The organism is Vibrio kagoshimensis, from assembly GCF_050337535.1.
Lineage (GTDB): Bacteria > Pseudomonadota > Gammaproteobacteria > Enterobacterales > Vibrionaceae > Vibrio > Vibrio gallaecicus.
The window spans coordinates 1-25,281 of sequence record NZ_JAKJSZ010000024.1; the positions used below are offsets into that span (position 1 = coordinate 1).

19 protein-coding genes and 1 pseudogene are annotated in these 25,281 nt (G+C 39.6%); 10 read left to right on the forward strand and 10 right to left on the reverse strand.

What is annotated here, in order from left to right:
• Positions 1-268 precede the first annotated feature (268 nt).
• On the forward strand, positions 269-1,156 hold the full coding sequence (locus L4C37_RS19365; RefSeq protein WP_429769501.1) for an endonuclease/exonuclease/phosphatase family protein: 888 nt from the start codon (positions 269-271) through the stop codon (positions 1,154-1,156).
• Positions 1,157-1,168: 12 nt separating this feature from the next.
• Here the strand turns inward: L4C37_RS19365 and L4C37_RS19370 are convergent, their stop codons facing one another.
• Positions 1,169-1,597, reverse strand: coding sequence for a DUF6691 family protein (locus tag L4C37_RS19370; RefSeq protein ID WP_372265848.1), 429 nt, complete (start codon positions 1,595-1,597; stop codon positions 1,169-1,171).
• A complete protein-coding gene (locus L4C37_RS19375; RefSeq protein ID WP_429769503.1) occupies positions 1,597-2,019 on the reverse strand; it encodes a YeeE/YedE family protein in 423 nt (140 codons plus the stop codon). Before L4C37_RS19375 ends, L4C37_RS19370 begins: the two co-directional genes overlap by 1 nt.
• Positions 2,020-2,201: 182 nt before the next feature.
• Between L4C37_RS19375 and L4C37_RS19380 the strand changes: the two genes are divergently transcribed.
• Positions 2,202-3,854 carry an FAD-dependent oxidoreductase gene (locus tag L4C37_RS19380; protein WP_429769504.1) on the forward strand — a complete coding sequence of 551 codons (1,653 nt, stop codon included), beginning with the start codon at positions 2,202-2,204 and terminating at the stop codon, positions 3,852-3,854.
• A 236-nt stretch (positions 3,855-4,090) separates the two neighbouring features.
• On the opposite strand, the gene L4C37_RS19385 is transcribed toward L4C37_RS19380, so the two are convergent.
• Entirely contained in the window at positions 4,091-5,323 is a 1,233-nt protein-coding gene (locus L4C37_RS19385; RefSeq protein WP_429769506.1) for a glycosyltransferase, read from the reverse strand.
• A 172-nt stretch (positions 5,324-5,495) separates the two neighbouring features.
• On the reverse strand, positions 5,496-6,590 hold the full coding sequence (locus L4C37_RS19390) for a ketoacyl-ACP synthase III (RefSeq protein ID WP_429769565.1): 1,095 nt from the start codon (positions 6,588-6,590) through the stop codon (positions 5,496-5,498).
• A gap of 122 nt (positions 6,591-6,712) precedes the next feature.
• Here L4C37_RS19390 and trxC point away from each other — a divergent pair, with 122 nt between their 5' ends.
• Both trxC and L4C37_RS19400 read left to right on the forward strand, forming a co-directional pair.
• Positions 6,713-7,147 carry a thioredoxin TrxC gene (gene trxC, locus L4C37_RS19395; protein WP_429769508.1) on the forward strand — a complete coding sequence of 145 codons (435 nt, stop codon included), beginning with the start codon at positions 6,713-6,715 and terminating at the stop codon, positions 7,145-7,147.
• A 159-nt stretch (positions 7,148-7,306) separates the two neighbouring features.
• A complete protein-coding gene (locus L4C37_RS19400) occupies positions 7,307-8,458 on the forward strand; it encodes an MFS transporter (RefSeq protein WP_137374290.1) in 1,152 nt (383 codons plus the stop codon).
• A 129-nt stretch (positions 8,459-8,587) separates the two neighbouring features.
• Here the strand turns inward: L4C37_RS19400 and L4C37_RS19405 are convergent, their stop codons facing one another.
• Entirely contained in the window at positions 8,588-10,003 is a 1,416-nt protein-coding gene (locus tag L4C37_RS19405; RefSeq protein ID WP_429769510.1) for a hypothetical protein, read from the reverse strand.
• A 24-nt stretch (positions 10,004-10,027) separates the two neighbouring features.
• The gene (locus L4C37_RS19410) at positions 10,028-14,284 is read right to left on the reverse strand and encodes an ATP-binding protein (protein ID WP_429769512.1); all 4,257 of its coding nucleotides are present in this window, start codon (positions 14,282-14,284) and stop codon (positions 10,028-10,030) included.
• A 151-nt stretch (positions 14,285-14,435) separates the two neighbouring features.
• Between L4C37_RS19410 and L4C37_RS19415 the strand changes: the two genes are divergently transcribed.
• The 3 genes from L4C37_RS19415 (at position 14,436) to L4C37_RS19425 (ending at position 18,217) form a co-directional block, all read left to right on the forward strand.
• Positions 14,436-16,112 carry a response regulator gene (locus L4C37_RS19415; protein ID WP_429769514.1) on the forward strand — a complete coding sequence of 559 codons (1,677 nt, stop codon included), beginning with the start codon at positions 14,436-14,438 and terminating at the stop codon, positions 16,110-16,112.
• Complete coding sequence (locus L4C37_RS19420) at positions 16,112-17,323, forward strand: two-component system response regulator (protein WP_429769516.1); 1,212 nt, start codon at positions 16,112-16,114, stop codon at positions 17,321-17,323. Before L4C37_RS19415 ends, L4C37_RS19420 begins: the two co-directional genes overlap by 1 nt.
• 201 nt (positions 17,324-17,524) lie before the next feature.
• Positions 17,525-18,217, forward strand: coding sequence for a Crp/Fnr family transcriptional regulator (locus tag L4C37_RS19425; protein ID WP_429769518.1), 693 nt, complete (start codon positions 17,525-17,527; stop codon positions 18,215-18,217).
• A 71-nt stretch (positions 18,218-18,288) separates the two neighbouring features.
• Here the strand turns inward: L4C37_RS19425 and L4C37_RS19430 are convergent, their stop codons facing one another.
• Positions 18,289-19,176 carry a helix-turn-helix transcriptional regulator gene (locus L4C37_RS19430; RefSeq protein ID WP_137374296.1) on the reverse strand — a complete coding sequence of 296 codons (888 nt, stop codon included), beginning with the start codon at positions 19,174-19,176 and terminating at the stop codon, positions 18,289-18,291.
• 51 nt (positions 19,177-19,227) lie between these two features.
• Between L4C37_RS19430 and L4C37_RS19435 the strand changes: the two genes are divergently transcribed.
• The gene (locus tag L4C37_RS19435; protein ID WP_429769520.1) at positions 19,228-20,640 is read left to right on the forward strand and encodes an MATE family efflux transporter; all 1,413 of its coding nucleotides are present in this window, start codon (positions 19,228-19,230) and stop codon (positions 20,638-20,640) included.
• Positions 20,641-20,724: 84 nt separating this feature from the next.
• On the opposite strand, the gene L4C37_RS19440 is transcribed toward L4C37_RS19435, so the two are convergent.
• Both L4C37_RS19440 and L4C37_RS19445 read right to left on the reverse strand, forming a co-directional pair.
• Entirely contained in the window at positions 20,725-21,105 is a 381-nt protein-coding gene (locus L4C37_RS19440; RefSeq protein WP_273293629.1) for a nitrous oxide-stimulated promoter family protein, read from the reverse strand.
• Positions 21,106-21,191: 86 nt separating this feature from the next.
• Positions 21,192-21,695: pseudogene (locus tag L4C37_RS19445) on the reverse strand (GNAT family N-acetyltransferase); the annotation flags it as partial.
• 96 nt (positions 21,696-21,791) lie between these two features.
• Between L4C37_RS19445 and L4C37_RS19450 the strand changes: the two are divergent.
• On the forward strand, positions 21,792-21,974 hold the full coding sequence (locus tag L4C37_RS19450) for a DUF2986 domain-containing protein (protein WP_137374300.1): 183 nt from the start codon (positions 21,792-21,794) through the stop codon (positions 21,972-21,974).
• A gap of 315 nt (positions 21,975-22,289) precedes the next feature.
• A complete protein-coding gene (locus tag L4C37_RS19455; RefSeq protein ID WP_429769523.1) occupies positions 22,290-24,257 on the forward strand; it encodes a methyl-accepting chemotaxis protein in 1,968 nt (655 codons plus the stop codon).
• 131 nt (positions 24,258-24,388) lie between these two features.
• On the opposite strand, the gene L4C37_RS19460 is transcribed toward L4C37_RS19455, so the two are convergent.
• Entirely contained in the window at positions 24,389-25,279 is an 891-nt protein-coding gene (locus L4C37_RS19460; RefSeq protein ID WP_429769525.1) for a metal ABC transporter substrate-binding protein, read from the reverse strand.
• Positions 25,280-25,281: the final 2 nt, after the last annotated feature.

The following is a 25,281-nucleotide window of genomic DNA, read 5'->3' on the forward strand; positions in this document are numbered from 1 at the left end:
ATCCACAGATACACTATATAGAGCTATTTATTATTGAACTAACACAAGATGTTGTGGCGTATTTAACGAGAACCGTCGACTTTGAGCATTGATCTAGATCAAGGATAGTCACAAGCTGACTAATAACAATTCGATCTTGTCGCATGACTTCTCAGTTGAAAAGAAACAATGTAATTGATGAAAAAAAACTTAAAAGAGTTGAATTTTCTGTAGGTGTTGTAGGATAAAGGCTAAATATCAATTACTAACTCTATTATGGTCAAATCGCATGACACAACTAAATAAATGGCTTGCACTTTTTTTCTTTTTTAGCATTCCAGCATTTGCTTCACCATTGACCATCACAACGTGGAATATTGAGTGGCTAACCAAAAAAACCACTAATGAATTGAACATTCCTCAACGGACATTTACAGATGAAAACAAGCTTTCTGATTACTTCAATAAATTGAATTCGGATATTATCGCTTTCCAAGAAGTAGACAGTATTGAAGCTCTAAGCCGAATATCCGGCAATAAGTTCGATTTACTCTTATCAGACCGTGCTATTCCCGCGAACAGACGTCATCAATTCAGTAACGTAAACCAGTACACTGGTTTTGCGATTCGAAAAGGGCTTTCTATTACAGACTATGAAGACTTCCCGCTAGAGAGTAATAGTAAGCTAAGATTTGCGAGTTATATATCTGTCGATATAGAAGGAAACGAAGTACATCTCTTATCAATTCATTTAAAAGCTGGCTGCAGTGGTGCCTATAGAGGAAATAAGAATTGCCAGCGTTTAAAAGCTCAAGGTAAAAGGTTAAATCAGTGGATTAGGGCTAGAGAGGAAAATAATGATGCTTATATCATTCTAGGTGACTTCAACCATAACCTAGCTTACCCCAATGACTGGCTGTGGGATATTTTAACCGACAACACCACTGCAACCCTAGCAACAAAGAATACTCAGGCTAAGTGTAAAATTCGCTCAAATAGACATAAAGGCAAAATCCACCAGTTTCGTTCTGTTATAGATCATATTGTGGTGAGTGACTCACTGAGCTTTCAACCTGCAGAACAGAATCTTTTTAAGACCCAAGATGTACTAGATTTTCAACTAAGTGATCATTGCCCAGTGAGTAGTGTTGTGCAATTGGTCACTACAAACCGTTAATCTCGATTTAGATTATTTACTTTGAAAAGCCACAGCAGCTTTCATTCCAATGAGCATTGTAATACTAAATAAAATTACACTTGTTGCCCCGCCACCTAAACTGGTCACCGCTGGACCGGGACAAAAACCCGCTAAGCCCCAGCCAATCCCAAACAGTGCAGCTCCACCAACTAGTTTTTTATCTATTACTTGATTGGTTGTTATTTTGAAACCTTCACCATTAACTGCCTGTTTGCGTTTCTTAATAACCAGATGGTACATGGGAGTAAATATTGCTAGTGCACCGCCCATGACAAATGCAAGGCTTGGATTCCAATCCCCTGTTATATCTAGGAAACCAAGAACGTTAATCGGATCAACCATTCCTGATATCACCATACCACTACCAAATAGAACTCCAGACACTAAACCAATAACAGATTTATACATTGATTCATTCATTACATAACTCCTGTAACTTTAGTGACTAGCACAGTCAGCGCAGCAAAAGCCATGAATGTTAATGTTGCAACAATTGAACGTTTAGAAAACCTTGCTAAGCCAACAATTCCGTGACCACTCGTGCATCCATTCGAAATTTTGGTTCCAAACCCGACAAGTAGCCCTGCGATAGCCACAATAAATAGATTACTGTTATCGATTACTGGCAGTTCAACTCCGAATGGTTGCAAGATAAATACACTGACAATCATTCCAACGATAAAAGTAATTCGCCAACCAGACTCGCCTTTGACTGGGTTCAATAACCCACTGACAATGCCGCTAATTCCTGCGACACGCCCTATAAACAGCAATAAAATAGTGGCGGATACACCAAGTAACATACCTCCAACTAGTGCATGCCATGGAATTGTATGAATCATATTTACCTCTGCTTCATTTTTAATGTAATTACGGAGCAATTAACTATAAATTAGATATTACTAATAAACTTAAATTAGTCAATCCTAATTTAGATGTAATTAAATAAAACTAACATTAGACTTTTCTAATGTTAGTTTTTATAGTGTGGCTAAAGACAAGTACTAACCCATTGGAGATTCAAATGACCAAGATTGTGATTGTTGGTGGCGTAGCCGGCGGAGCATCAGCAGCAGCCAGAGCAAGAAGACTAAGCGAAGATGCTGAAATTATAATGTTCGAGCGTGGTGAATTTGTATCATTTGCTAACTGTGGTCTTCCTTACCATATTGGTGGTGACATCAAAGACCGAAGTAAATTGTTACTGCAAACACCTCAAAGCTTCTTGGCTCGCTTCAATGTTGATGTGCGTGTGATGAATGAAGTTGTCAGTATCAATCGCTCTAACAAAACTGTCACTGTAAAAAACCTTCTCGATCAAACTGAATACCAAGAAAGTTATGACTTTTTGCTGTTAAGCCCTGGCGCGAGCCCTATTACACCAAACATCAGTGGTATTAATAACCCGCTCACTCATACACTTCGTAATATTCCTGATATGGATAAAATATTAAGAAGTTTGAACACCAACAAACCGCAACATGCGACCGTTGTAGGCGGTGGTTTTATCGGTTTAGAAATGGTTGAGGCATTCCACCAGCTCGGTATTTCCACTTCATTAATCGAAATGTCTGATCAAGTCATGACTCCAGTAGATAGAGAAATGGCAGGCTTCGTACATAGTGAAATTAAAGAAAAAGGCATTGCTCTTCGCTTAAACAGTGCTCTTGAAGCAGTCGAGTTCGATAATTCAAGCCAGAATCTTACATTAAGCCTGAGTAGCGGTGAGCAGATTTCAACGGGTATATTAATTATGGCGATTGGTGTTCGACCAGAAACCTCTCTCGCGAAAGAAGCAGGTCTAACCATTGGTTCATTGGGCGGAATTCAAACCAATGATCAATTACAAACCAGTGATCCGTCGATCTATGCCGTTGGTGACGCCATAGAAGAAAAAGACTTTGTTACAGAGCAACCAACCTTAGTCCCTTTAGCGGGTCCTGCCAATCGCCAAGGTCGAATGGCAGCAGACAATATATTTGGAAGAAACGAAAGTTATCAAGGCACACAAGGTACTGCGATTTGTAAGGTATTTGATTTAGCTGTTGCTTCAACGGGTAAAAATGAAAAACAACTTATACAAAGCAGTACTGATTATGAAAAAGTCTATGTACATACCGCAAGCCATGCCAGTTACTATCCGGGAGCTGAAACAGTATCGTTAAAAATTCTGTTCCACCCGACTTCAGGCGTACTTTTGGGGGCACAGGCAGTTGGAAAAGATGGCATCGATAAACGAATAGATGTATTAGCTGTGGCTCAACGTGCAGGTATGACTGTAGAGCAATTACAGCACCTTGAACTGACTTACGCGCCACCTTATGGAAGTGCTAAGGATGTAATCAACCAAGCGGCATTTGTTGCTAGCAATATTATTAAAGGTGATGCAACGCCTATCCACTATCATCAAATTGATCAACTGTCTGAAAACCAATTGCTGCTTGATGTGCGTAACCCTAACGAATTGTCTAACGGTAATTTCCTTGAAGGCACCGTTAATATCCCTGTAGACCAACTTCGTGAGCGAATGACTGAACTCCCTAAAGATAAAGAGATCATCATTTATTGCCAAGTTGGGTTACGTGGTAACGTAGCTTATCGTCAGTTAGTGAATAATGGCTATAAAGCTCGTAATTTGATTGGTGGCTTCCGTACATATCAATTTTCTAGATTTTAAACACATATAGTAATTATCCATAATAAGAACCTATATTAAGAATCTGTAAGCTCTCTTTAAGAGAACATAGCTTCTAGATGAAAGTTATTAGACGAGATGTAGCTAAGTAATAGCTGATACAAGTAACGTAGAGAAATAAAAAGCCCATTAGCTGAAAGGCTGATGGGCTTTATTTTTTATACTAGCTAAATAGTCGCTAGTAATGCTCTGGATTTAACTTACCAATAGAGATCGGTCTATTTGTGTTTGTTCTTTTCATTAATCCATTGAGACATATACTTAGTACTGGTCATTGTATGGTGCTTTAGCATTGAACCAACGAAGTTATTTAACCGATGCGATTCTAAGGTTGCTTCTAAGCGCGTCAATTCTTTAATTAAAGCATTACCTAAAGCATTCTGCTCATAACATGCTTCTAGTAAACCATGGCACTGGCTCTGCGCAGCTAACCACTTATCTTTATTGGTATACAATTCAACCGCAGCCGAAACAAAGTCGTCATAATCATTTTCAACTGCACCAGGCCAAACCGAATCAGAATTGGGTAGCATCCCTTCACTACCAATTTCACTTGTAATACTTGGGGTTTGCACCTTCATCGCATCTAATAGTTTACCTTTTATCCCAGCTCCAAAGCGTAATGGTGCTAAGCAAATACGTGATTGCTCTACGACTTCCTCTGCATCCTTAGCCCAGCCCTTAATATGGAAGCCAGTTTTGGGATTATGCAGTGCAGTTGCCTTTGGTGGCGGATACGAACCGTAAATGTGTAACTCAGCTTCTGGTAGTTGTTTTTTTATCTTTGGCCAGATTTGTTGAAGTTGCAAAACCGCATCCCAATTTGGGGCATGCCTAAAGTTGCCAATCGTCATAAAGTGCTGACGCTCTTCAAAACTGAGGGTACTTTTAGGCAATGTATCAAGGTCGACCATAAATGGCAGATGGTAGATCAATGATGGATCAACCTTAAATTCATCAACCAATAACTTCATTTCATGGCTTGATATGATCAACGAAAGATCGCATCGAAGTATTGCAGCAATTTCTCGCTTCGCCAAATCACCAAAGAGATCAATTTTAGTCAGCTCTCTATCCGCTTTTACAGCCTGATGACGGGCATTTCGTAAACATTGTAAGTCTTCAGTATCCAACAACTTTAACGCAGTCGGACATGATCTTTCTACACGCCAACCAAATTGCTCTTCCATCATAAACCGATCAAACATGACGATATCTGGTTGTAACTCGGAAATATACTCATCAAAGCTGTCGCAATTAAGCTCGATAGCTTTGCTGGTAATACCTTCAGCACTAAGATCTATCATGTGCTCTGTTTCTTGAGAAGGCGTAGCAAATTCAACTTCCCAACCTTGACGTCTAAATAAACGTAACAGTGACAACATGTGGCTGCCCGCAGCTGAAGAGTTCGGTTCAGGCCAAACATAGCCAATTGCTAATACTTTTTTCACGTAGCTTCCTATCAGAAAAGCAAAAGGGACTGTATGTAGTCCCTTAATTAAAGTTTATATGTACGATGTTAAACTAGATGTAACCTTCATGCTCGATATGCATCCTTCTTACTCAAAGCGATAGTTTTTCCAGAAACAATGTTTTGACCTAAGAAAGTTCAAGAATGAATGATTACTTAACCTCGTTTGGGCGCTCTTTACAGTGTAAAATTGCATTTTCTAGTAGCTCTAGAGCCGTTTGATCTAATTCAGGTAAGCTTGCATCTGAGCTGCCAATAGCAGTGACTCTTTCACCCCATTTTATATGACCAGCGCCCCACGTTAAACCAGCACCAAAAGCAGCAACCAAAAGGTTAGAATTTGGCTTTACAACGCCCTGCTCTAGTGACTCACATAAAGCGATAGGCACAGTAGCAGCAGATGTATTACCGTATTTCTGAATATTCACAAATGCTTTATCGCGTTCGATCCCTGCCATATCACACAGAGTTTGAATAATGCGAATGTTTGCTTGGTGTGGAATAACCACATCAATATTATCAGTGGACAAACCGGTACGGCTCAGAACAGTATGAGCAGCTGCTCCCATCCCTTTTACTGCACGTTTGAAAATCTCTTTACCGACAAAGTCAAAGTCCCAATACCCATTGTCAGCAGCAAATCGATCCATAGATGTACCAAACTTTGGTACCGCAAGAATGTCACGACCTTCTGCATCACAACCAATCTGAGCATGCTGTAAACCCACTTGGCTTTCTGTACGAGACAATACAACCGCCCCTGCTCCATCACCAAATAGCACGGCAGTATCACGTTTAGTCCAATCAATGAAGAAAGACAGTCTTTCTGCGCCAATCACGATGGTATTACGGTAGTTACCTGACTGAATCAATCGAGTCGCCGTTTCCAATCCATAGATAAAGCCAGTACAAGCTGCATTTAAATCAAAGGCAGCAGCCCCTTTAATGCCAAGGTTTTGTTGTACTTTAGATGCGGTGTTAGGGATCAGAGAATCAGGACTGCAAGTCGCAATAATGATCAAATCGATATCTTCGGCTGTTAGACCAGCACATGCCATTGCATGCTTTGCTGCCACAGTTGCAAGCTCAGAAGTATTCACATGGCTAATGCGACGATTTTCGATACCTGTTCGAGTTTTTATCCACTCATCTGAAGTGTCAATAAAAGTGCTTAGGTCATCGTTTGAAAGTACAGCTGGTGGCAAGCATTTCCCCCAGCCTGTAATTTCAGCATAATAATTTGTCATCATTTACCTATTTATTGTTTGTTTTTATTTAAGTATCGTAAGGCTGTTTGAAACAGTATAAACATTTCGTACCACTGCCGTAAATCGGGCATTCTACGAACTGATAATAAAAAGAGAAAGTTATGTCTACATTTAATACTCGTTGCCCTTCTTGCCAAGGTGTCAACCGCGTTCCATCAGAAAGAATCACAGAAAGCCCAACCTGTGGAAAATGCAAAAGCTCACTACTAGACGGCTCACCAGTCGAAGGTACCGTTTTAAACCTACCTGCGATTTTAAACAGCTCTCAACCTGTTGTTATCGACTTTTGGGCTACATGGTGTAATCCATGTGTTGGTTTTGCGCCAGTATTCAGTGATGTGGCAACTGAACGTGCCGGTGCTGTCCGATTCGTTAAGATTGATACTGAAGCTCAGCAACAACTTGCCGCGCAATATCAAATTCGCAGTATACCAACCGTTATGGTATTCAAGAATGGTAAACGTGTTGATAGCATTAATGGCGCACTACCTAAATCACAGTTTGATCAATGGCTTAATCAAGCTTTAACTAAATAAGAATCTAAAATCATCTCATTTTAAAATAGATAATTTTACACCACAGTGGCGATAAACTTTCTTTATCGTCACGACTATTTTTATTCGTTTTACCCATCTCACTTTCTCCTCCATAGTCGCGGAAAATTCATCTTCCACACGACCTTGGAGACTCCTGCATTGGAAAACACTCAACCTATCGCTCGTATAACAGTTCCTGTTATTGCGCTGTCACTTTACGCTATTGCTTCTGGCTACTTAATGAGTTCACTTTCATTAATGCTGTCTGACTATGGGCTAGAAAGTACGCTATCGAGTTGGTTAGCGAGTGCATTTTATGCAGGCTTACTGGTTGGTACTCTTATTATCGAACGTGTTGTTGCTCATTACGGGCATCGTAATGCTTTCGTACTTTGCTTATCAGTATTCATTGGTACCGTACTTATACTTCCGTTAATACCTATTAGCCAAGTTTGGCTAGTCGCACGTTTTGTTGCTGGTATTGCCGTTGCGGGTATTTTTGTTGTCGTAGAGTCTTGGTTGATGAGCGGTGAAGAATCGCAACGAGCAAAACGCTTAGCAATTTACATGTGCTCTCTATATGGCGGCTCTGCACTGGGTCAATTGGGTATTGGTGTATTAGGCGTTATAGGCGGTGTACCTTTTATTGCTATTTTCACACTCTTATTCAGTGCTGTTATCGTATTACTGTTTGGCAATGTTGCTGCACCTGCATCAAGCCACTCGCAAAGTTTGTCTTTCAAACAAATCACGAATTTAAGTCACAGCGCTTTAATTGGGTGCATTGTTTCAGGGCTTACTCTTGGCGCAATTTATGGCTTGATGCCTGTTGAGCTTTCAAACCGTAATATTAGCCACGATGACATTGGCGGCTTAATGGCATTGATTATTATGGGTGGAATGGCTGTACAACCGATTGTTACTTGGTTATCTCGAATGATTGGTCAAGTATTGCTGATGGCTTTGTTCTGCCTGTTAGGTGTAGCAAGCATTGCATTAATCACCTTAAGCCAAGATTTTTACGTGATGGCGAGCAGTTTGTTTATTTTAGGCATGGCAACTTTTGCTTTGTACCCAATTGCAATCAACTTAGGTTGCCGAAACATGGATGCAAGCTACTTGGTTTCGGTCACTCAGATTATGCTGTTTTGCTACAGTATAGGTTCTGTGGCAGGTCCTATTATTGCAGACAGCTTCATGGGTTCACAATCGGGGTTATTTACTTATCTGTTCGCTTCGTTACTAGCAACGACAATCTATATGTTTATTGCTAGCCTTAAAGGCTCACACCTACAAATTGCTGGTGAGTAAAGTAGAACGAGAACCAGTCAGTAAAAGTATTGATTGAACGGCGTGTTTAACTCACTCATGTTTTACTTAGTTAATTTTTTTACAACCCGATGTTTTAAAGGAAATAAGGAGAGCCAACGCTCTCCTTATTTATGAGATGTACTTATCAAGTGGAATGGTGTCTTTAATTCTTATCACAACCACTGTCGAAGAACTTCCATCAATACTCTCAAACTCACTATCTGATTTTAAAATATTGATCGGCTGAACAATAACATCGGCAGGATAAGCAAACGTCTTACTAATAATATTAACCAATTCGGCTTCACACTGAATCCGTTCTTTATTGACGTTGCTAGTATATAACCAAGTCGCCACGTCTGGGCTTTCATGATTAATATTACTCGTAAACAGCTCTAGTGGCTGACCAAACAAAATACTTTCGCACACATTAAACCATTGCCTCGCGGCTGGATTGGCATAACAAATCTTACCCTCAATATCGACGGTGATAATAATATCTCCAATCGCATCAACCAATACTTGGCTAAATTGATTCTGCCGAGACATATTAAAATACACCTTCTTAAAACGATGATGGATCAGCTTCAGCTCTTCCGGCAATTCATGCGATGACGTTGTATCTACTCGTGCCTCATTGTATGTCCCTTCATCGGTTACATAATCAATAAGTTTTGCCATAGGGGTAATAACCTTAGTTGAAAAACCAAGCCAAAGTACAAACGTAATCAAAGGTACAGTGAGTGCGACACCAAAAAGTAAGTACCTAGGGTCAAAATGCTGATAAGACATTAGATCAAAGGTGATAACAAAATTTGCGGGCTGGACACGTCCGTCTGGCAATGTAATTTTATATTCCGCATCGAATGAATGTTCACCATTTGTTATTCGGTGCAAATCCACTTTAAAACCATGAGAATAACTAATTTGAGTTAATCGCATTCCTGCTGATGTGTAGTGAAAGTTGAATTCACGACCGATCTTCTCACTTAATTCTCTTAGTAGCTCAGAATTCACCTCTCGAAGCGTAGTAACCAAGCCTGTAGGTCTTACGGAGGATTCTCCAACAATAGGGACACTTACAAACATGAAAATTCGACCATCAATAAAGTCTACGCCAAGATTTTTCACTGGAGTAAAAACCATTTGCGTATGAGGTTCATGTAACCTCTTTAGCCCGTTAATTGAGCTTGTTTTACTTTTTGTGTTTGTATAAACAAACTGTCCAATGGTGTTTTGAATAATTAAGGTAGAAAACTGGTCACTTTTCTGTATTTCATTATCAATAGAAACGTGTTTTTTATTGATATGATTTACCTGTATAAATTCAGAAATAACTGCATTTTTTGCAAGTTCTTCCGTCGCCAAATTTAGATCTTTAAATTCATCAGAAAAATGGGTAACGGCTAGATTTTTGTAATCTTCGACTAAATTTTCTTGCCAAAAGTTTCGTTCGATATTTAACGAAAACGCACCAACAAGACATGCAATTAAAGTAGCAAAAAAGCAATTGATGGCGACTGCTGCTTTTAGCAATCGCTTCATAGAAGATATATTTATCACTTTAGATTAGCTCATTACTGAATGGTTTGGACTTCTTATTCCTTCGCAATATTGTTCGATTTCTTGTCCAAGAATCGTTAACCCTTTAGTCACAAACTCAATGCGTTCATGACTGTAAGTTAAGTCATTTTTTAAAGCGTTCTTTTCAATATCCTTTGCAACCGTAGATAGTGGATCATTACCTAAATAAAGCGCACTACCTTTAATGCGATGTGCGGTATCTTTAATGGCTAATGCATCTTGAATTGCACCAGTAGCTTCAAGTTCTTGAATGTCGTTTTTGTAGTTTTTAATGAAGGTATCGAGAATATCTAAGGCTATATCTTGATCTTCACCGCTCATAGATAACACATGGTCTACATTAAATGCTTCAAATGCAGGCAATATCAATTCATTGGGTGAAGTTTGTTCTTCTGTTAGTTCAAGTCCAGCGAGTTCGCTTAAAGGGGCATCAAATTTATCAGTTGTGAATTCAAAATTAGATTCAATAAAATCATTGGAACCTAAGGTGCTCCTTGATTGGTATGACTCGAATAAATCTTGTTCAGCTTGTAAAATTGCCGATTCCATTAAAGATTCAGGGGCATTTGAGTTTATTTCTGACTGCTGAACCGCCAACTCAAACTGCTCCATTTCTTTTTCAAATAGCTCAGCATCAGTGAGGTCATTCAAATGGTATTCTGTTTCTTGCTGAACGCTATGTGGGTCGTTAATGCTATTTGGAGAATTGGCGCTATCTGAATCTTCATTGTTATTTGGACCATTGTCGATTTGACTTTCTTCATAAATAACATCGGTAAAGTACCCAGTCTCAGGTAAGTTACCTTGTGACTTCTCCAAGGGAAATAGAGCCTGATTTAACTCATCCATGTGTGACTCTTCTATTTCACTCCATTGGATTGCATCTATCTCAAGCTCCTCAGCTAAATTTGGCTTAGATTCATGATTTACTGATCCGTTAACAAGCCTATTATTAACAAGCCTATTATTAACAAGCTTATTAGATTCTTTGCCACCGTCCGCTAAATTTTCTTTGGATAAGAGGAAATCATTATCCTCTTTTTCATCTGAATCACTCTCCATCTCGCTTAACCAATCTAATGAATCGCTTTCATCAACGGTATTAACTGGTTTGATTATTGGCTCCTGAACATCATTAACCGAGAAAATATCTTCGACACATTCATCATCCAAATTATCGGCTTCGAAGCTATTTGCATCCAACCAAGCCACCAGCGAATTTTCATTACCATCAAAATCAGATTCAGCCACATAATGCTTACCTGCAATTTGTATCAGCTTACTTTCAAGAACATCAAGTGGGCATGGTTTAGAGATGTAGTCATCAAACCCTGCAGTAATACAACGTTTAGCTGCACCGCTTAACGCATCTGCAGTAATGGCAATAAGATGGGGTTTATCTTCTGGAAATTCAGTAGAGATCTTAGTCGCCAATGTAAAACCATCCATTTCAGGCATATGGCAATCAGAAAGAATGACATCATAAGATGCATTCGAAAGGAATTTATTATAAGCAATAAGTCCATTTTCAGCAGTATCAAAGCTAACGCCAAGGCGCTTTAATTGCCCGCCAATTACTTTCCTATTCACTTCATTATCTTCTGCGAACAGAACCCTTAGCTTATTCAATTGATTGCCAGAGGGCATCTCACTAATGGCTTTATCTTGAATAACAATATCTTCGCTTTTACCTACTGGCATAGGTAAAGTGATGCTGAATAAGCTCCCATGTCCAATCACAGAAGACACACGGATCTCTCCCCCCATTTCAGTCACAATCTCACTACAGATACTAAGACCAAGCCCTGTACCACCAAAACGTCGAGTAATATCACCATCAGCCTGAACAAAAGGATCAAACAAAGAGCTTTGCTTATGTTTAGCGATGCCTATACCGCTGTCTCTAACTTGAAAACCAATTAGGTCATATAATGTCCCATCGTCCGTTTGTTTATAATCGGACGCAATAAGCTGGGCGCTTAGTTCAACAAACCCTTCTTGGGTAAACTTTACTGAATTAGAAACCAGATTATTGAGTACTTGCATTAGACGAGTTGAATCGCACATGTAAACGCGACCAATTTGAGAGTCTATTCGGCTATTAATGGAAAGATCTTTAGCAGTAGCTTTATGTTTAAAGTTACCAATCACACTCGTCATCAATGAATTTAGCTCACAGTTAACACTCTCGAGCGTCAGTTTACCTGCATCCATTTTTGAAAAATCTAGTACGTCATTAAGAAGTGCCATTAAGTTACGAGCGGATCCGTTTAGGGTTTGTAACAGATCTTCTTGTTCACTACTAAGTTTAGTAAAAGACAAGGCTTCGGCCATTCCTAGAACACCATTCATCGGAGTTCTAATCTCATGACTCATACGTGCTAGAAAGTCTGATTTAGCAAGAGTCAGTTCCTCCGCCTCTTTCTTTGCTAACTCAGCTTCTTGCAGTGCTCTTTCAAGAGTTGCCTGAATGTCTTTCCTTCTTCCTAATTGATGTCGGTAAAATAAAAAACACATCAATAAGAAAACAATAAGTATTCCACTTGCGATGACAACTTGTTGGTATAAGGCTTGAACACGCTCCCCTTCTTGGCTAAATACAATATGTTCTTTCCATTTAACTTGAAGATCTTGTTGGAATTTATCCCCTAAATTGAAAATACCGACATTGAGTAATTCAACCCAGTCCGTTTCCATTTTAGGTAAAGCAATCCTCGGCCAGAACTCAACATCAAAGTCTTCAGCTTTATGAAGGTTAAGAGTAAATAGCTTGTGCTTATTCACTAAATACGCGCTATTGAGTAACTTACCCACATAAGCATCAGCACGGCCTTCTGCCACTGCACGCATCGCATCTTCTGCTGTGTCCAAATAAATGATTGGATTAACAGGCAACAAATCAGCCAACAGTTCGTTTTCATATAATCCACGGACTAACGCTAAACGTTTACCTTTCAATTGCCTAATAGTGTAGTAATTTTCTTCACTCGCGATGGCAAGCAAAGTTCTGTCTATGTCAGTGGTAAATTCTAAGCTACTGAGTCGCTGTTCAGTTCTATATACGCCAGGAAACATGTCTACTTCACGATTCTTTACCGCATCCATGGCTTCCTGAAATGAGTGATACGGTTTGGCTTTAAATGTCAGACCAAGCTTTAGGCTGATGCTTCGCATCACATCAACGATATAGCCCTCTATAAGGAAATCTTCCGTAATAAAATAGGGTTCTTCTCCATCGACAATATAGGCATAGGTAAGCACTGGTTGTTCTGCTATTTTTTTAGATTGCTTATCCGTTAATTCCGGTATGTAAGATCCAACAACTGGCGCGAAAGACACCAGACCCTTGTTATCTGTCGCCTGTTGCCACAGTTGCTGAGTTTTATCTTTGGAAAATTTTCGAATACCGCTATTGATCAACAACATAAGCTGTTCATCTTCAAAACGTGTCATTGAACGGATGGGGATCCCGGAAGTATTAAATGCAACGGAAAACTCATCGATTAGACCTCGAAAAGCCAACTCTTTCTTTAGTTCTTTGACCGACCAACTGAAGATATAATTGAGTCTATCTGCTCGATCGAGCACTTTAGGTGTTGAATTTGTATGTATCTCAATTTCATTATTGATATTAAAACCAAATGGGGTAATCGATGTGGGTAAATCTAAACCAACCTTCCCACCATCTATGCTTTCACCAATACGTTTAGCCAGAGCAGTTTTTGCCTCTACGTATGGGATACTATACTTAACCCAACTGGTTAAATTGCTGCTGTAGGTTGATGTTGTAAGGATATCAATAGAACCATTTAGTAGTTCTGAATATAAGGTTTGGTACGGTGAAAGCTGAAATTTTATTTCGAACCCATACAACTCCCCCCAAGCCAACCAGTACTGTTTCATAAAAGTACGTAAGATAGCGATATCTTCTTGATCAGCGTGATAACCCTTCGTCTTAGAAGGCTGAGGAATACCAATCGTCAAACTGCGCTTGAGGTGAGCTTCTCCTTTACTATTCAGAATCGCGTCAACTGAGTAGTCTTCCTCCGCAAAAACGTCCTTATAACTGACCTCTATCAAGCTCACTTGCTCTGAACTACTTTTCAGCAAGTTTTCTGATGGTCGTTCAGTACTTTTATTACTGGTAGTTTCTTCATAATCAGAGGCTGATTGGGCGAATGTATTGAATGAAGACAAAACAGACAGAAGCAGAATTTTCAGGCGTAAAGTACTATAAAACATATTATTCGACATCGAGGTTTATAAACTCGCTACCTAGGGGGAATTGCATACAGTATAATTGCAAGTTTCTCTTAGTTCTGTTCTTTAAGGAACAGACTTCTGTATAAAAATTATAAATAATGGCTATGTACCAATTGATAGCGACTTATATATGCCATTCAACACTCTTGACCATTCACGCCCAGTTTTAATTGTCGATGACAGCTCAATGTATAGAACCGCCGCCAAAGGTATGCTTCAAAAGCTGGGTTACCAACCGGAAATGCTGCATTTTGCCCAAGATGCTTCAGAAGCCATTTTACGATGCCGTAATAACCACTATGGTCTTGTCTTCTTCGATTACAACTTAGGTGATCGCGCTAATGGTTTTCAGCTGATTGATGAACTACAGACTAAAGGCTTACTTGCCGCAGACTGCGCTAATATCATTGTAACTGGCGATGCTACAGCTGAAGTCGTGCGAGGGTTTATGGAATTAAGCCCAGATGGTTACCTTCTTAAACCACTCAATTACACGACTTTAAAAGAACGTCTTTCTGGGTTTGTTCGTAAAAAACGCGAACTTTCCGACCTTCTGATTTACTTTGCTAAAAAAGACTACCAAGCCGTTATAACGATGGTCGATGAAGCGTTTTATCAAGACGATGGCATCATTGTTCATGCTCAACGCATAAAAGCAGAAGCACTTATAGAACTTGGTCAATATGATGATGCACGTAATGTGCTAATCAATTTACAAGGCAGTGTGGAAAATGGAAAAGTGGTCCTTAATTTGGCTCGTATTGCACTTAAGCAAAGGCAATATAAACAAGGCTTGTTCTTACTCAAACCACTACAAAAAGACCCTTTCCATGCAGCTTCTGCCGCACAACTCAGTGCAGAGCTAAATGTAGCTCAAATTCAATTTGACCTTGCGTTAAAGGACATCGACCGTGCGATTGCCATTTCCCCCAAGGTTATTGAAAGGCATCGCTTAAAAGTAAACCTCAACATGGCAATGTTTAATTTACCTAATGCTATCTCTAGTACGAAGTCGATGATCTTAGAATCTCGGCATTCATTTAGAGAAACTTTGGATATGTATCAGCTAGGTGCGCAACTAGTTCTAGACCAGGCTCAGTTTGCCACTAGAGAACAGCGATTAACGCACTTATCTGTTTTAGGGAAATGGGCAGAAAGTTGGCGTGCCAAATTCCCGAGAACAGCTTACAAAGCAATGGAGTTATTGCTTTTTTCTCGCGGTAATATTCTAAAAAGTGATCCAATGAAAGGGCGAGCTTTACTGCAAGAATACAAAACCTACATTGCAAACATTGAAGGTTATCAGCCAAGCCTTCTCGAAAAAATTGAACTTTCACGCGTATATTTATTATTAGGTCATCAGTCTGAATACCAGCGCTTAAGCGAACAAATTAACATATCACTTAAAAAAGAGCCCTTCACCACTCAAGACAAAGCTTTGTTAGCTTATCTATCACAGTGGCGAAACAAAGTTCAAAGATCGCGAGAAAATTCGATCAAACTTAAACGCGATGCTCTCACATTGATCGAACAGAAAAGCTTTGAGAAAGCATCGACAATGCTTGCTCACTCATTGGATACACAATTTACTGATAACGAAGTACCTAAACTCTTATTTGGTGTGTTAACTCGAGCTTGGCCCAACAATTGGAGTAAACGTGACGTTATCCATTTAGCGATTAGATGCCGTGATCAGCTTCACGACACTGATTTCATCAAAAGCAAGGAGTTTTCGGCACAAAGCCGAGTTCTAGCTCAACAATTGGATTACAAGGATCTAGCTATGACTGCTAGCATGGTCTCTTAATGGATATTGGTAATATTCTCATCATTGAAGATGATGCATTCCAAAGTAAAATTTTGCATTCGATGCTCTCTTCAATCACAAGTGCCACCATAGTGACTGCGAACAATGGAAAAAAAGGGTTTGAAGCGGTAAAGAAACAAAAGCCTGATTTGATCTTCTGTGATCTTTATATGCCCGAAATGGATGGCGTAGAATTCGTAAGAGTCTTAGCTGATTCAGGAATACAGACGACCGTCGTTTTCACCAGTAGTGCTGCCAGTGATGTACAAGCCGCTGTAATTGAAATGTCGAAATCATGCGGGTTAAAAAAAGTCGCCAATTTAATTAAGCCTCTTAAACGAGAGCAAGTTACTGAACTTCTCACTTGGGTACAAAAAGACACATCCATAGCTCAAAGCAAGCATTCACAAATTATTTCTGTAACGGAAGAAGAGATAAGACATGCACTAAGAAGTGATCAGTTTGAACCTCATTACCAAGCTCACTTTGATGCTCGCTGTGGTACGTTAATCGGTGCTGAAGCCTTGATACGCTGGAACCACCCAAAATTTGGAATGCTGACTCCTATTCACTTCTTAGACAAATTGATAGATATGGGTTTAAGCTATCAGATGACCTGTCATATGCTAAGGAAGTCCATTGAAACTGCCGCAAGTTGGCATAACAAGGGGTGGTCTTTGAATATATCGGTAAACGTAACGCCTACCGATCTAATTCAACCTGATTTTGCTAACCGCGTTTTACAAATTGCTGATGAAGTACGTTTCCCGCCTCATAAATTAACGATTGAGGTGACTGAAACTGAACTAGCGTCTGATTTAGCTCGAACACTTGAAAATACCAGCCGATTACGCATCCGTGGAGTGAACATTTCTATAGATGACTTTGGTACTGGTCACTCATCATTAAGCCAATTAATTTCCAGCCCATTTACTGAGCTTAAAATCGATCAACTTTTTGTTAGTAAAATGCTGAAAAACAATAAACACTTAGCGGCTGTACAGTGTGTAATTGCTTTAAGTAAGAGCTTAGATTTAAGAGTGGTTGCAGAAGGTGTAGAAAGCCAAGTTCAAGCTCGTAGGCTTGCTCAACTTGGTTGTGATGTTTTACAAGGGTACTTTCTCGCGAAGCCTAAAAGTAGTAATGACTTTGTTCAATTTTGCTTCAAACATTTTAATAAGCCTTCGCAATGTAAAAGTGCATCTATTTAAGTACCTATGACTAAGTAGCTACTGCCTAAATACCTATATTTAAGTACCTATACCAAAATACCTATGTCTAAGTATTTTAGCAGCAGCCACTTGATCGTTTCGATAGCACTTTGTCTGCCGATTTTAGCGTTAGAGGTTATTCATATTGTAAGAACGTAATTCGTCACGTTACACTATGAAAAAATACAATCGAGATCGCTTTTGAAAACCTCTACTTCCGATATCCAATGGCCTTGCAATCTAAGCCAGGCATTAAAAGATGAGTTATTGCTTTCTGCCATTACTGTACATGGTCTCTCAGACCGAAATCAGTTTAAACGTTCCAGTGTAGATGGCGTTTTTTATATCGTTCAAGGGATCATGTCGATTAGCTTTGCTTCTGAAAATACAAATACGATGAACGCCACGCTACTTAGTGCAAATACTTGGGCTGGTGGTGGTGTGATATACAATAGCTTATCTTTAAACGCGACAATTGATGAGATTCTACCTTGCACGATCCTTTATTTCCCAAAAGAAAAAATTGACCGTCTGGCTAGCTCCAACGACGAAGTGTTTCGATGGTTGTATCATTGCACTCTAGACTTACAAAAAAATTGGCTTCAATCTCAACTTTGCTCACTTTACGATCGTGAATCTAGAATTGTATTTTCTTTGCTGGATCTAGCAAAACGCTTACCTGCTGTGCAAGGCAGTTTGATTAAAATCGATATTTCGCAAAAGCAACTTAGCCAAATCACCGGGATATCACGCCCTAGGCTCAACGAAGTTCTTAAAAGCTTAGAAGCTGCTAATGAAATAAGTTTAGAACGTGGCAGTATTCACCTTATCGATATTCCATCTCTTAATAAGAAGACCGAGAAACTTAAGCATGCTTTCCAAACGATAAGCTAAATGTCGTGCTTACGTTCTAAGCTCTAAGTTCTAAGTTCTAAGTTCCAATATAGCCTTTAAAATTCATTCATCTAGTGACGCAATGATTTTCTATATTGACTAGGAGATTGCCCAAAATGCTTCTTGAAACGATGCGAGAAATTGTATGGGTCTTTATAACCTAATCGATGAGAAATCATAGTTACTGACCATTCTTGGTGATGCAATAAGCTCACGGCTTTATCCATCCTCAAATGAATGAGCTTACTTCTAGGTGACAATTGGAACAACGATTTGGTCACTCTATTTAGCTGCTCTTCACTAACGAATACTCGCTTTGCCATTTCTGCCACAGTCCAATTTAAATGTAAGCTGCTTTCAATTTCATTATATAAAGCTTGTACACGTGACGTAGTATTAGTCGATTTCGGTTCAAACCCAGTTAGCAAGCGTACAATTTCACTCGAAAGCAGTTTTCTAAAACTCGCACGACCACCAATCTCAAAATACAACAAATTCAATAAAGACCACACTTGCTCGCACTCTCCAAACGGCACTATCGCTTGTCCTAAACCTGCCATATGTTGCCATTGTGGAGTGTCAGGGATCAGCATCCAAGCCATTTTCCAATAGTTCTGCTGTGGATTAAGTTCAAATCGGAAAGAAGTCCCTGCTGGTAAAACAACTAAAGTATATGGCTCAATTTCAGCAACAAATGTAGAGGTAGTTAAAATGCCACTGCCTTCTTGAGTAAATACAAAAGTATGAACAGACACTGATTCACGCTCAATCCGGTAGCCATCAAATAGCTTAGCCATACCAGCCATATGAACACCGCATGCTTGTAATTCAGGGATGTCTTCGGTGGTCAAAAAACGTTCTTTACAACTTTCAGCAAGAAAGACTTCATCTTGCCATGTTGTTTTAGGGCTCATAGACCCAATGACGGATTCGCACAGGTTTTCTCGATTTTCAAACATGTTCTTATCTTTGTCTTATCACTATAGTTCTCGTCATAAACTGGAGAGCCTATGACTACTAAAACATACCCTAACGCAAACAACTTAACGAAGCCAGAGCATATCTTATCTAGGATAATTAAGCTTGGCTTACCTGTAGCACTACAAAGTGCTTTAGTTGCAATACTCGCCCTTGCCGATGTGTTGATGGTTAGTGATTTTGGTATGGAAGCCACCGCAGCTGTGGGAATAGCATCAAAATGGCACTTTGTTGCGATTATGATTATGGCAGGTTTAGCCACTGCCAATGGCACGCTGGTTGCTCAGTACTGGGGAAAAGGTGACCGCTCGAGTGCTAAAACGATCACGTCCATAACATTGCGTTTTGGTTTGAAAGTTTTATTACCAGTTACTGCAGTCATTACGCTTGGTGCCCAGTTGCTGATGATGCTACAAACCAGCGATCAAACTGTGATAGACCTAGGAGCATCTTACCTTTGGTATGGGTTTCCGGTTCTTCTACTTACTCACATTGTGATTGTAACAGAAGCAAGCATGCGCTCATCAGGTGACACGGTAACCCCATTATTACTTGGTGCTGTGACTATTGGGCTCAATATAGCTTTAAACCTAATACTCATTAAAGGAGCATTTGGGATTCCAGCAATGGGTGTGGCTGGAGCTGCCTTAGCCACGACACTTGCTCGTTTAATTCAAGTGATCATGATGTACGCCTACATGCGCCATAAAAACCACTGGCTACTCACATCAGAAAGCTCTACTCACAAACAATCACTGTGGCTTTCTTACCGACGTATTGCATTTCCATTAACAATGAATGCTGTACTTTGGGCTGTAGGGACAATGGCTTATCAAATGGTTTTCGGTCATATGGGAACCACTGAATTAGCGGTCTTCTCTATGCTTGCGCCATTTGAATCACTTTGCTATTCGGTATTTTTTGGAATTTCTGTTGCGTGTTCTGTACTACTAGGTCACTCCTTAGGACGTGATGAATTTGATCAAGCGATGGATATGGGGAAAGCTTTTATTAAAATTGTCGTGGTATTCGGCATTACTGTAGGGTCCGCCCTATTTCTGGGACAAGAATACGTTCTAGAGTGGTTAAACTTAACAGAATCCAGCTTATACGCTTTAGCTTCACCAACAATGCTATTCATGAGTTGTGCCATTGTTATTAGAATGCTCAACATGGTGATCATTAACGGGATGCTACGATCTGGAGGTGACAATAAATTCTGCCTTCGCATGGACTTCATTGCCATGTGGATGGTTGGTATTCCAGTTTGTGTCTTTGGTGCATTTGTATTGGGATGGAGTTTCCAATATATCTACGCATTAATGCTTGTAGAAGAAGTGGTGAAATTGGCTATTTGTTCACATCGCTACGTAAGCCGACGCTGGATTAATAATTTAACCATCAGCAATGATAGCGATAATCAGGCCACACCTGCTATTGCGTAATCAGCATTTAGTCAGGTTAACTTGAATAAAAACAGGGTGAGCATGAATGTGCTCACCCTTTAATTTTTAATCAACACAAATAGATCATTTCAGCCTTTTATGTCGATTTGAAGCATTAGGTAACGGCTTAGCCGGCACTGTACGTCTTTCGTGTAATAAGTGTCTAATCGCTAGTATAGGATGCTTTAACAACATTCTCGGACCCGAATAACGCATCACTAAACGCATCTGTTCTTTAGGTTCAGGTTTATAACAATGAATTGGGCACTTATTGCAGGTAGGTTTTGCTTCACCATATGGGCATCGATCAAGCCGAGTTTCAGCATAGTCTAGTAACTCCGAGCAATCCGCACACAGCTCCTTTACTGTTCCGTGGTGGTGATTGCAATAAATATGAACCATTGCGACAACCGTTTTAAATTCAGTGGCCAGTTCGCCAATGAGTATGTCTTTAGTTTGATACATTATTGAGTACCATGCTTAGATTGAAAGACGTGCTTTGATTGAGAGAAGAGCTTGGGTTGTGAATTAGGGCTGGATTGACGATCAAAGGTCAATTGATAAAGATTGAGATCCACCGACTCTGATAAAGCCTCCTCAACTCTTGCAAAACTAAACCCTAAGCGTTCAAGCAGTTTTATACTGCGCTGGTTGTTTGAGGTAGTAATCGCGACAAGGCTTTTAATTTTCAATCTATGCTGCGCATCATCCAATATTGCTTTCGCAGCTTCATAAGCAATACCTTTGCCGTAGACACTTGGAAAATAGCCGTAGCCAATATCATACGCTTCTAATGTATCTCGCTTAATCAAGCCACAAACACCAAAAGCAGTTAATGTATGTTTATCTTCTACCAACAATAAACACACACCTTTATCTTCATACATCTTCAAAATATTATTTTGGATATAATTTACAGCAGATTCTGGAGAGTCAATGCCTTTGTCCCCAATGTCATTCAAGAAATCTTCTGTGTTGTATAAAGCTTGAATAAACCCGGCATCATCATGCGTGATCATTCGTAAATTTAAACGCTCAGTAGTAAGTGGCTGCATTGACACCATTCTCCATCGAAATACACTCATTTATTGAGTTCTGCGGCTAAAATGATTATCCTCCACCGCATTAACTAAATACAAGGCTATGCAGCAATGAACCGTAAGAAAAAAATTAACGATATTCTAAAAAAGAAACAAAAGAGAGCAAATGCTAAGCTGCATACTAGCAATAAGCCTCGCTATATTTCCAAAGCAGAGCGTGCCAAGATAGAAGCTGAAGAAGCGGCTGCGAAACCAAACGAAGAATCGGTTTCGTCAAACGAAGTCTCTGACTAGATTGGCTCTAAACATGCCTATATTGAATTCCTCATTCTTTGTAGGCACGTTTAACTTTTTATAGGAACGCTTAATTTATTGCTGCACAGAAAATATGAACTGTACGCATCACCCCACTCAGCCTACTCGCCACTTCAATATGCAAACTGTGACATAGTTTAAATATATTAAAAACCAATCCTGATCTATCGCTTATTTACCCACATTATTAATATGGCTTTGTGTCTAATCTGATACTTTAAATAACATCCCGTTTCTCTATACCAATTATTAATTTCACTAAGAGAATCAACCAGAAACAAGTCAGGACGCTGGATGTTAAATTTATTAAAAAGAATAACGAATAGAAGCTCACAAAGTGCTCAAGATGTTTTACCCCACTCTGTCATCCTCTCTCATACCACGAGTTCACTACCCAAAGCAGAAGACATATTAAACACAGTTGAAAAACCTACGCTATGTTTGGCTTACGTCTCGAATCATTCAAAATTTGATCAAGTAACTGCTGATTTAGGACACGTGTTTAAATCTATTGGCGCACATTGCGTCACCATTATGAGTGCAGGTAACTTGAGTTCAACAACGGCTTCCGCCTATGACGGTGGTGAAGTTGTTCTTCATATTTTCTCTCAGAAAATGTTTATCCAATGCGAGCCACAACTTGTTGATATACCGAAACATACTCTTGAAACCGATATTGACCGCCACATAACAACCATGACAAAGGCGATCAAGTCTCTGAATTGGCAAGTTGAGCAAAACCATACTGATACCTTTGCGTACACTTGCTTTACTGGCTTAAATGCTATGGAGAATCAGTTTTTAAGAGCTGCTTATAACAGCGGAAAAATAGAGGTCCCGTTAATAGGTGGAAGTGCTGGGGGTAAGCTGGATTTCACAAGAGCAGATTTTGGGTTAAATGGAAAACCATGCAGTAATAAAGCGCTGTTAATGCTTATTAAACTTCATCCTGATTACGCTTACGCGTTCCATCATACACACTCTGTATCCGGTACTGTCCATACCAAGTTTACCGTAGCTAAATCTAATAATGTTACACGGACTCTGTCTAAAATTATTTTAAGCAATAATGAGATAACATCACCAGTTGAGCATTTATGTGAGGTTCTCAACTGTTCTCCTGACAATCTTCAAAATGCGTTAACCGGAAAGCATTTTGTCATAGAGACTAGTGAAGGAGAAAAATTTGTTCGAAGCGTAGCCAGTGTTAATGGCAACGAGAATTCTCTAAATTTGTTTTCAGATTTAACATTTGGTGAAGAAATTTCTTTAGTAAGTTCTGAGAGCATTGCCTCTTCAACGCAGCGATCCAACAAACAATTTTTATCTGAAATTCAAGGTCAGCCAATTACCACAATAGCGATAGATTGTGTCCTAAGACGTATAGGAAGCAGCGAACAGGAGCTAAAAGCAACAAAGTTTGATGTTCCAACCGCTGGCTACTCAAGCTTTGGTGAAACATGCTATGTTCATTCAAACTGCACAAATGTGTCGATTACAATTTATAAGCGTACCGGTAATCACCATAAATCAGTCACCCATTATCCTTCAACACTAGCAAGGTTTGTTAAATTCCATTCCCAATCGGAAGTTAACGCTGAGCGCTATATGAATAACATTCAAAGAAACATGCTCGCTCAAATTTCTGAGTACAATCCAATCATTACTAATTGTTCTCAGTCACTTAGATCACTGGCATCTATGTCTTTAGCGTTGCAGGGCAAGCAGCATCAACTGAATGACTATTTAGAACATGTTTCTAAAATTACTCATACTCAATCAGATCAACGCGAGCAGTTGATAAAAATGATTGATACTTTAGGTTCAAATGCTTCTGATATTACCAATGCTTTTTCATCTATCACTAGCATTGCCGATCAAACCAACCTATTGGCTTTAAACGCTGCGATTGAAGCTGCAAGAGCTGGAGAACAAGGAAGAGGGTTTGCAGTTGTCGCGGATGAAGTGAGAAGCTTAGCCGTAAGGACTAAGCAAGATGTGAGTGTGAATAGTGAAATAGTCACTCAACTCAATACTTATAGTGTAGATATTGGTGAATTGGTCAATAACGTTCAGTCATCCACTCTAGAACAAATCGAATTAGTTGATGGTGCAAATAGCCTTTGTTCATCAATAAAAGATGAATCAAAAGCGTCAGAGAAAGCGGCGGAAGATGCATTAGATCTGGTTGAAGAAGCCATCCAAAAAATGTCTGCCATTGAAGGTCAACAAGAAAAACTAAACCAACTACTCGTTTCTTAAAAGACGTAAACCATACTCAGACCACTATCGTGGGATAAATAAAAATGCAGCAGGCTACTAACCTGCTGCATTTTGCATGCTAGCCACTCAGTTAAAACGCAAGTGCTCAGTTTTAATACAAGCATAAGCTTTTATTGATTGTTAGGAATAATTTCCCAACGCGAGAATACTTTATCGCTAGTAATACCCTTCTTACCCCAACGATCTACTGAATCAATAACTAGAATTTTGTTTTCTGGTACTAGTGATTTCAATAATTTCGAAGGATTTTTAGATGTGACTAACCACAAGGAATCATCTTCTTTGAATGCCGACTGTAACTCTGTTTTCTGAGTCTCATTCCATTCAAGCTCTGCGGTAAAAATCCTATCTTCAACAAACAACTGATTACCAGAAACAAAGTCTTCTAAGCTTTCAGATAAAAGTACAACGGCATCCACTTCTTGATCAAATAAGATCGCTTGCTGCTGGTTGATCAACTCGCGGACATCTAACATGACACGCTGCAAGTTTTCATCAATCGTGTCTGAATATGTCGGCCATACTTTTTTTAAATCATCCGCCACAATTGATGCCATGCGAGTCAAGTTAGTCGGGTTAAGCCAAACGAATTTAGATACTTCGCCACTTGATAGTGTAATAGCAGCGACCCCTTGCGCACGTGGTGTAATTGCCTGAGCAGCATCAATCTCGACCAATCGAATATTACCCTGCCTTGCATATACATAGGTTGGATCCGCCTTCCATACAGACGAAAGTGTAATGGCTACCGTAGCATTCTGGCCTGATTCAATGGCTTTCTTCTCGCCTTTGGTACTGAACCAGTTGGGCAAACGTTCAATACCATAACGCTTGGGAGGCAAGTACTGGGTCGTGATACTGGTTTTCTTCGTTAGCTCAGTCGCCAGTGCATAAGTCACAGGCGTAGCGGTCAAAATATCTTGAGCAAATACAAACTGAGGGGTAAGAAGCACAGTAATTAAAGCTAGCGCAGAAGAAACCTTAGTGAATAAAGAGGTCATTT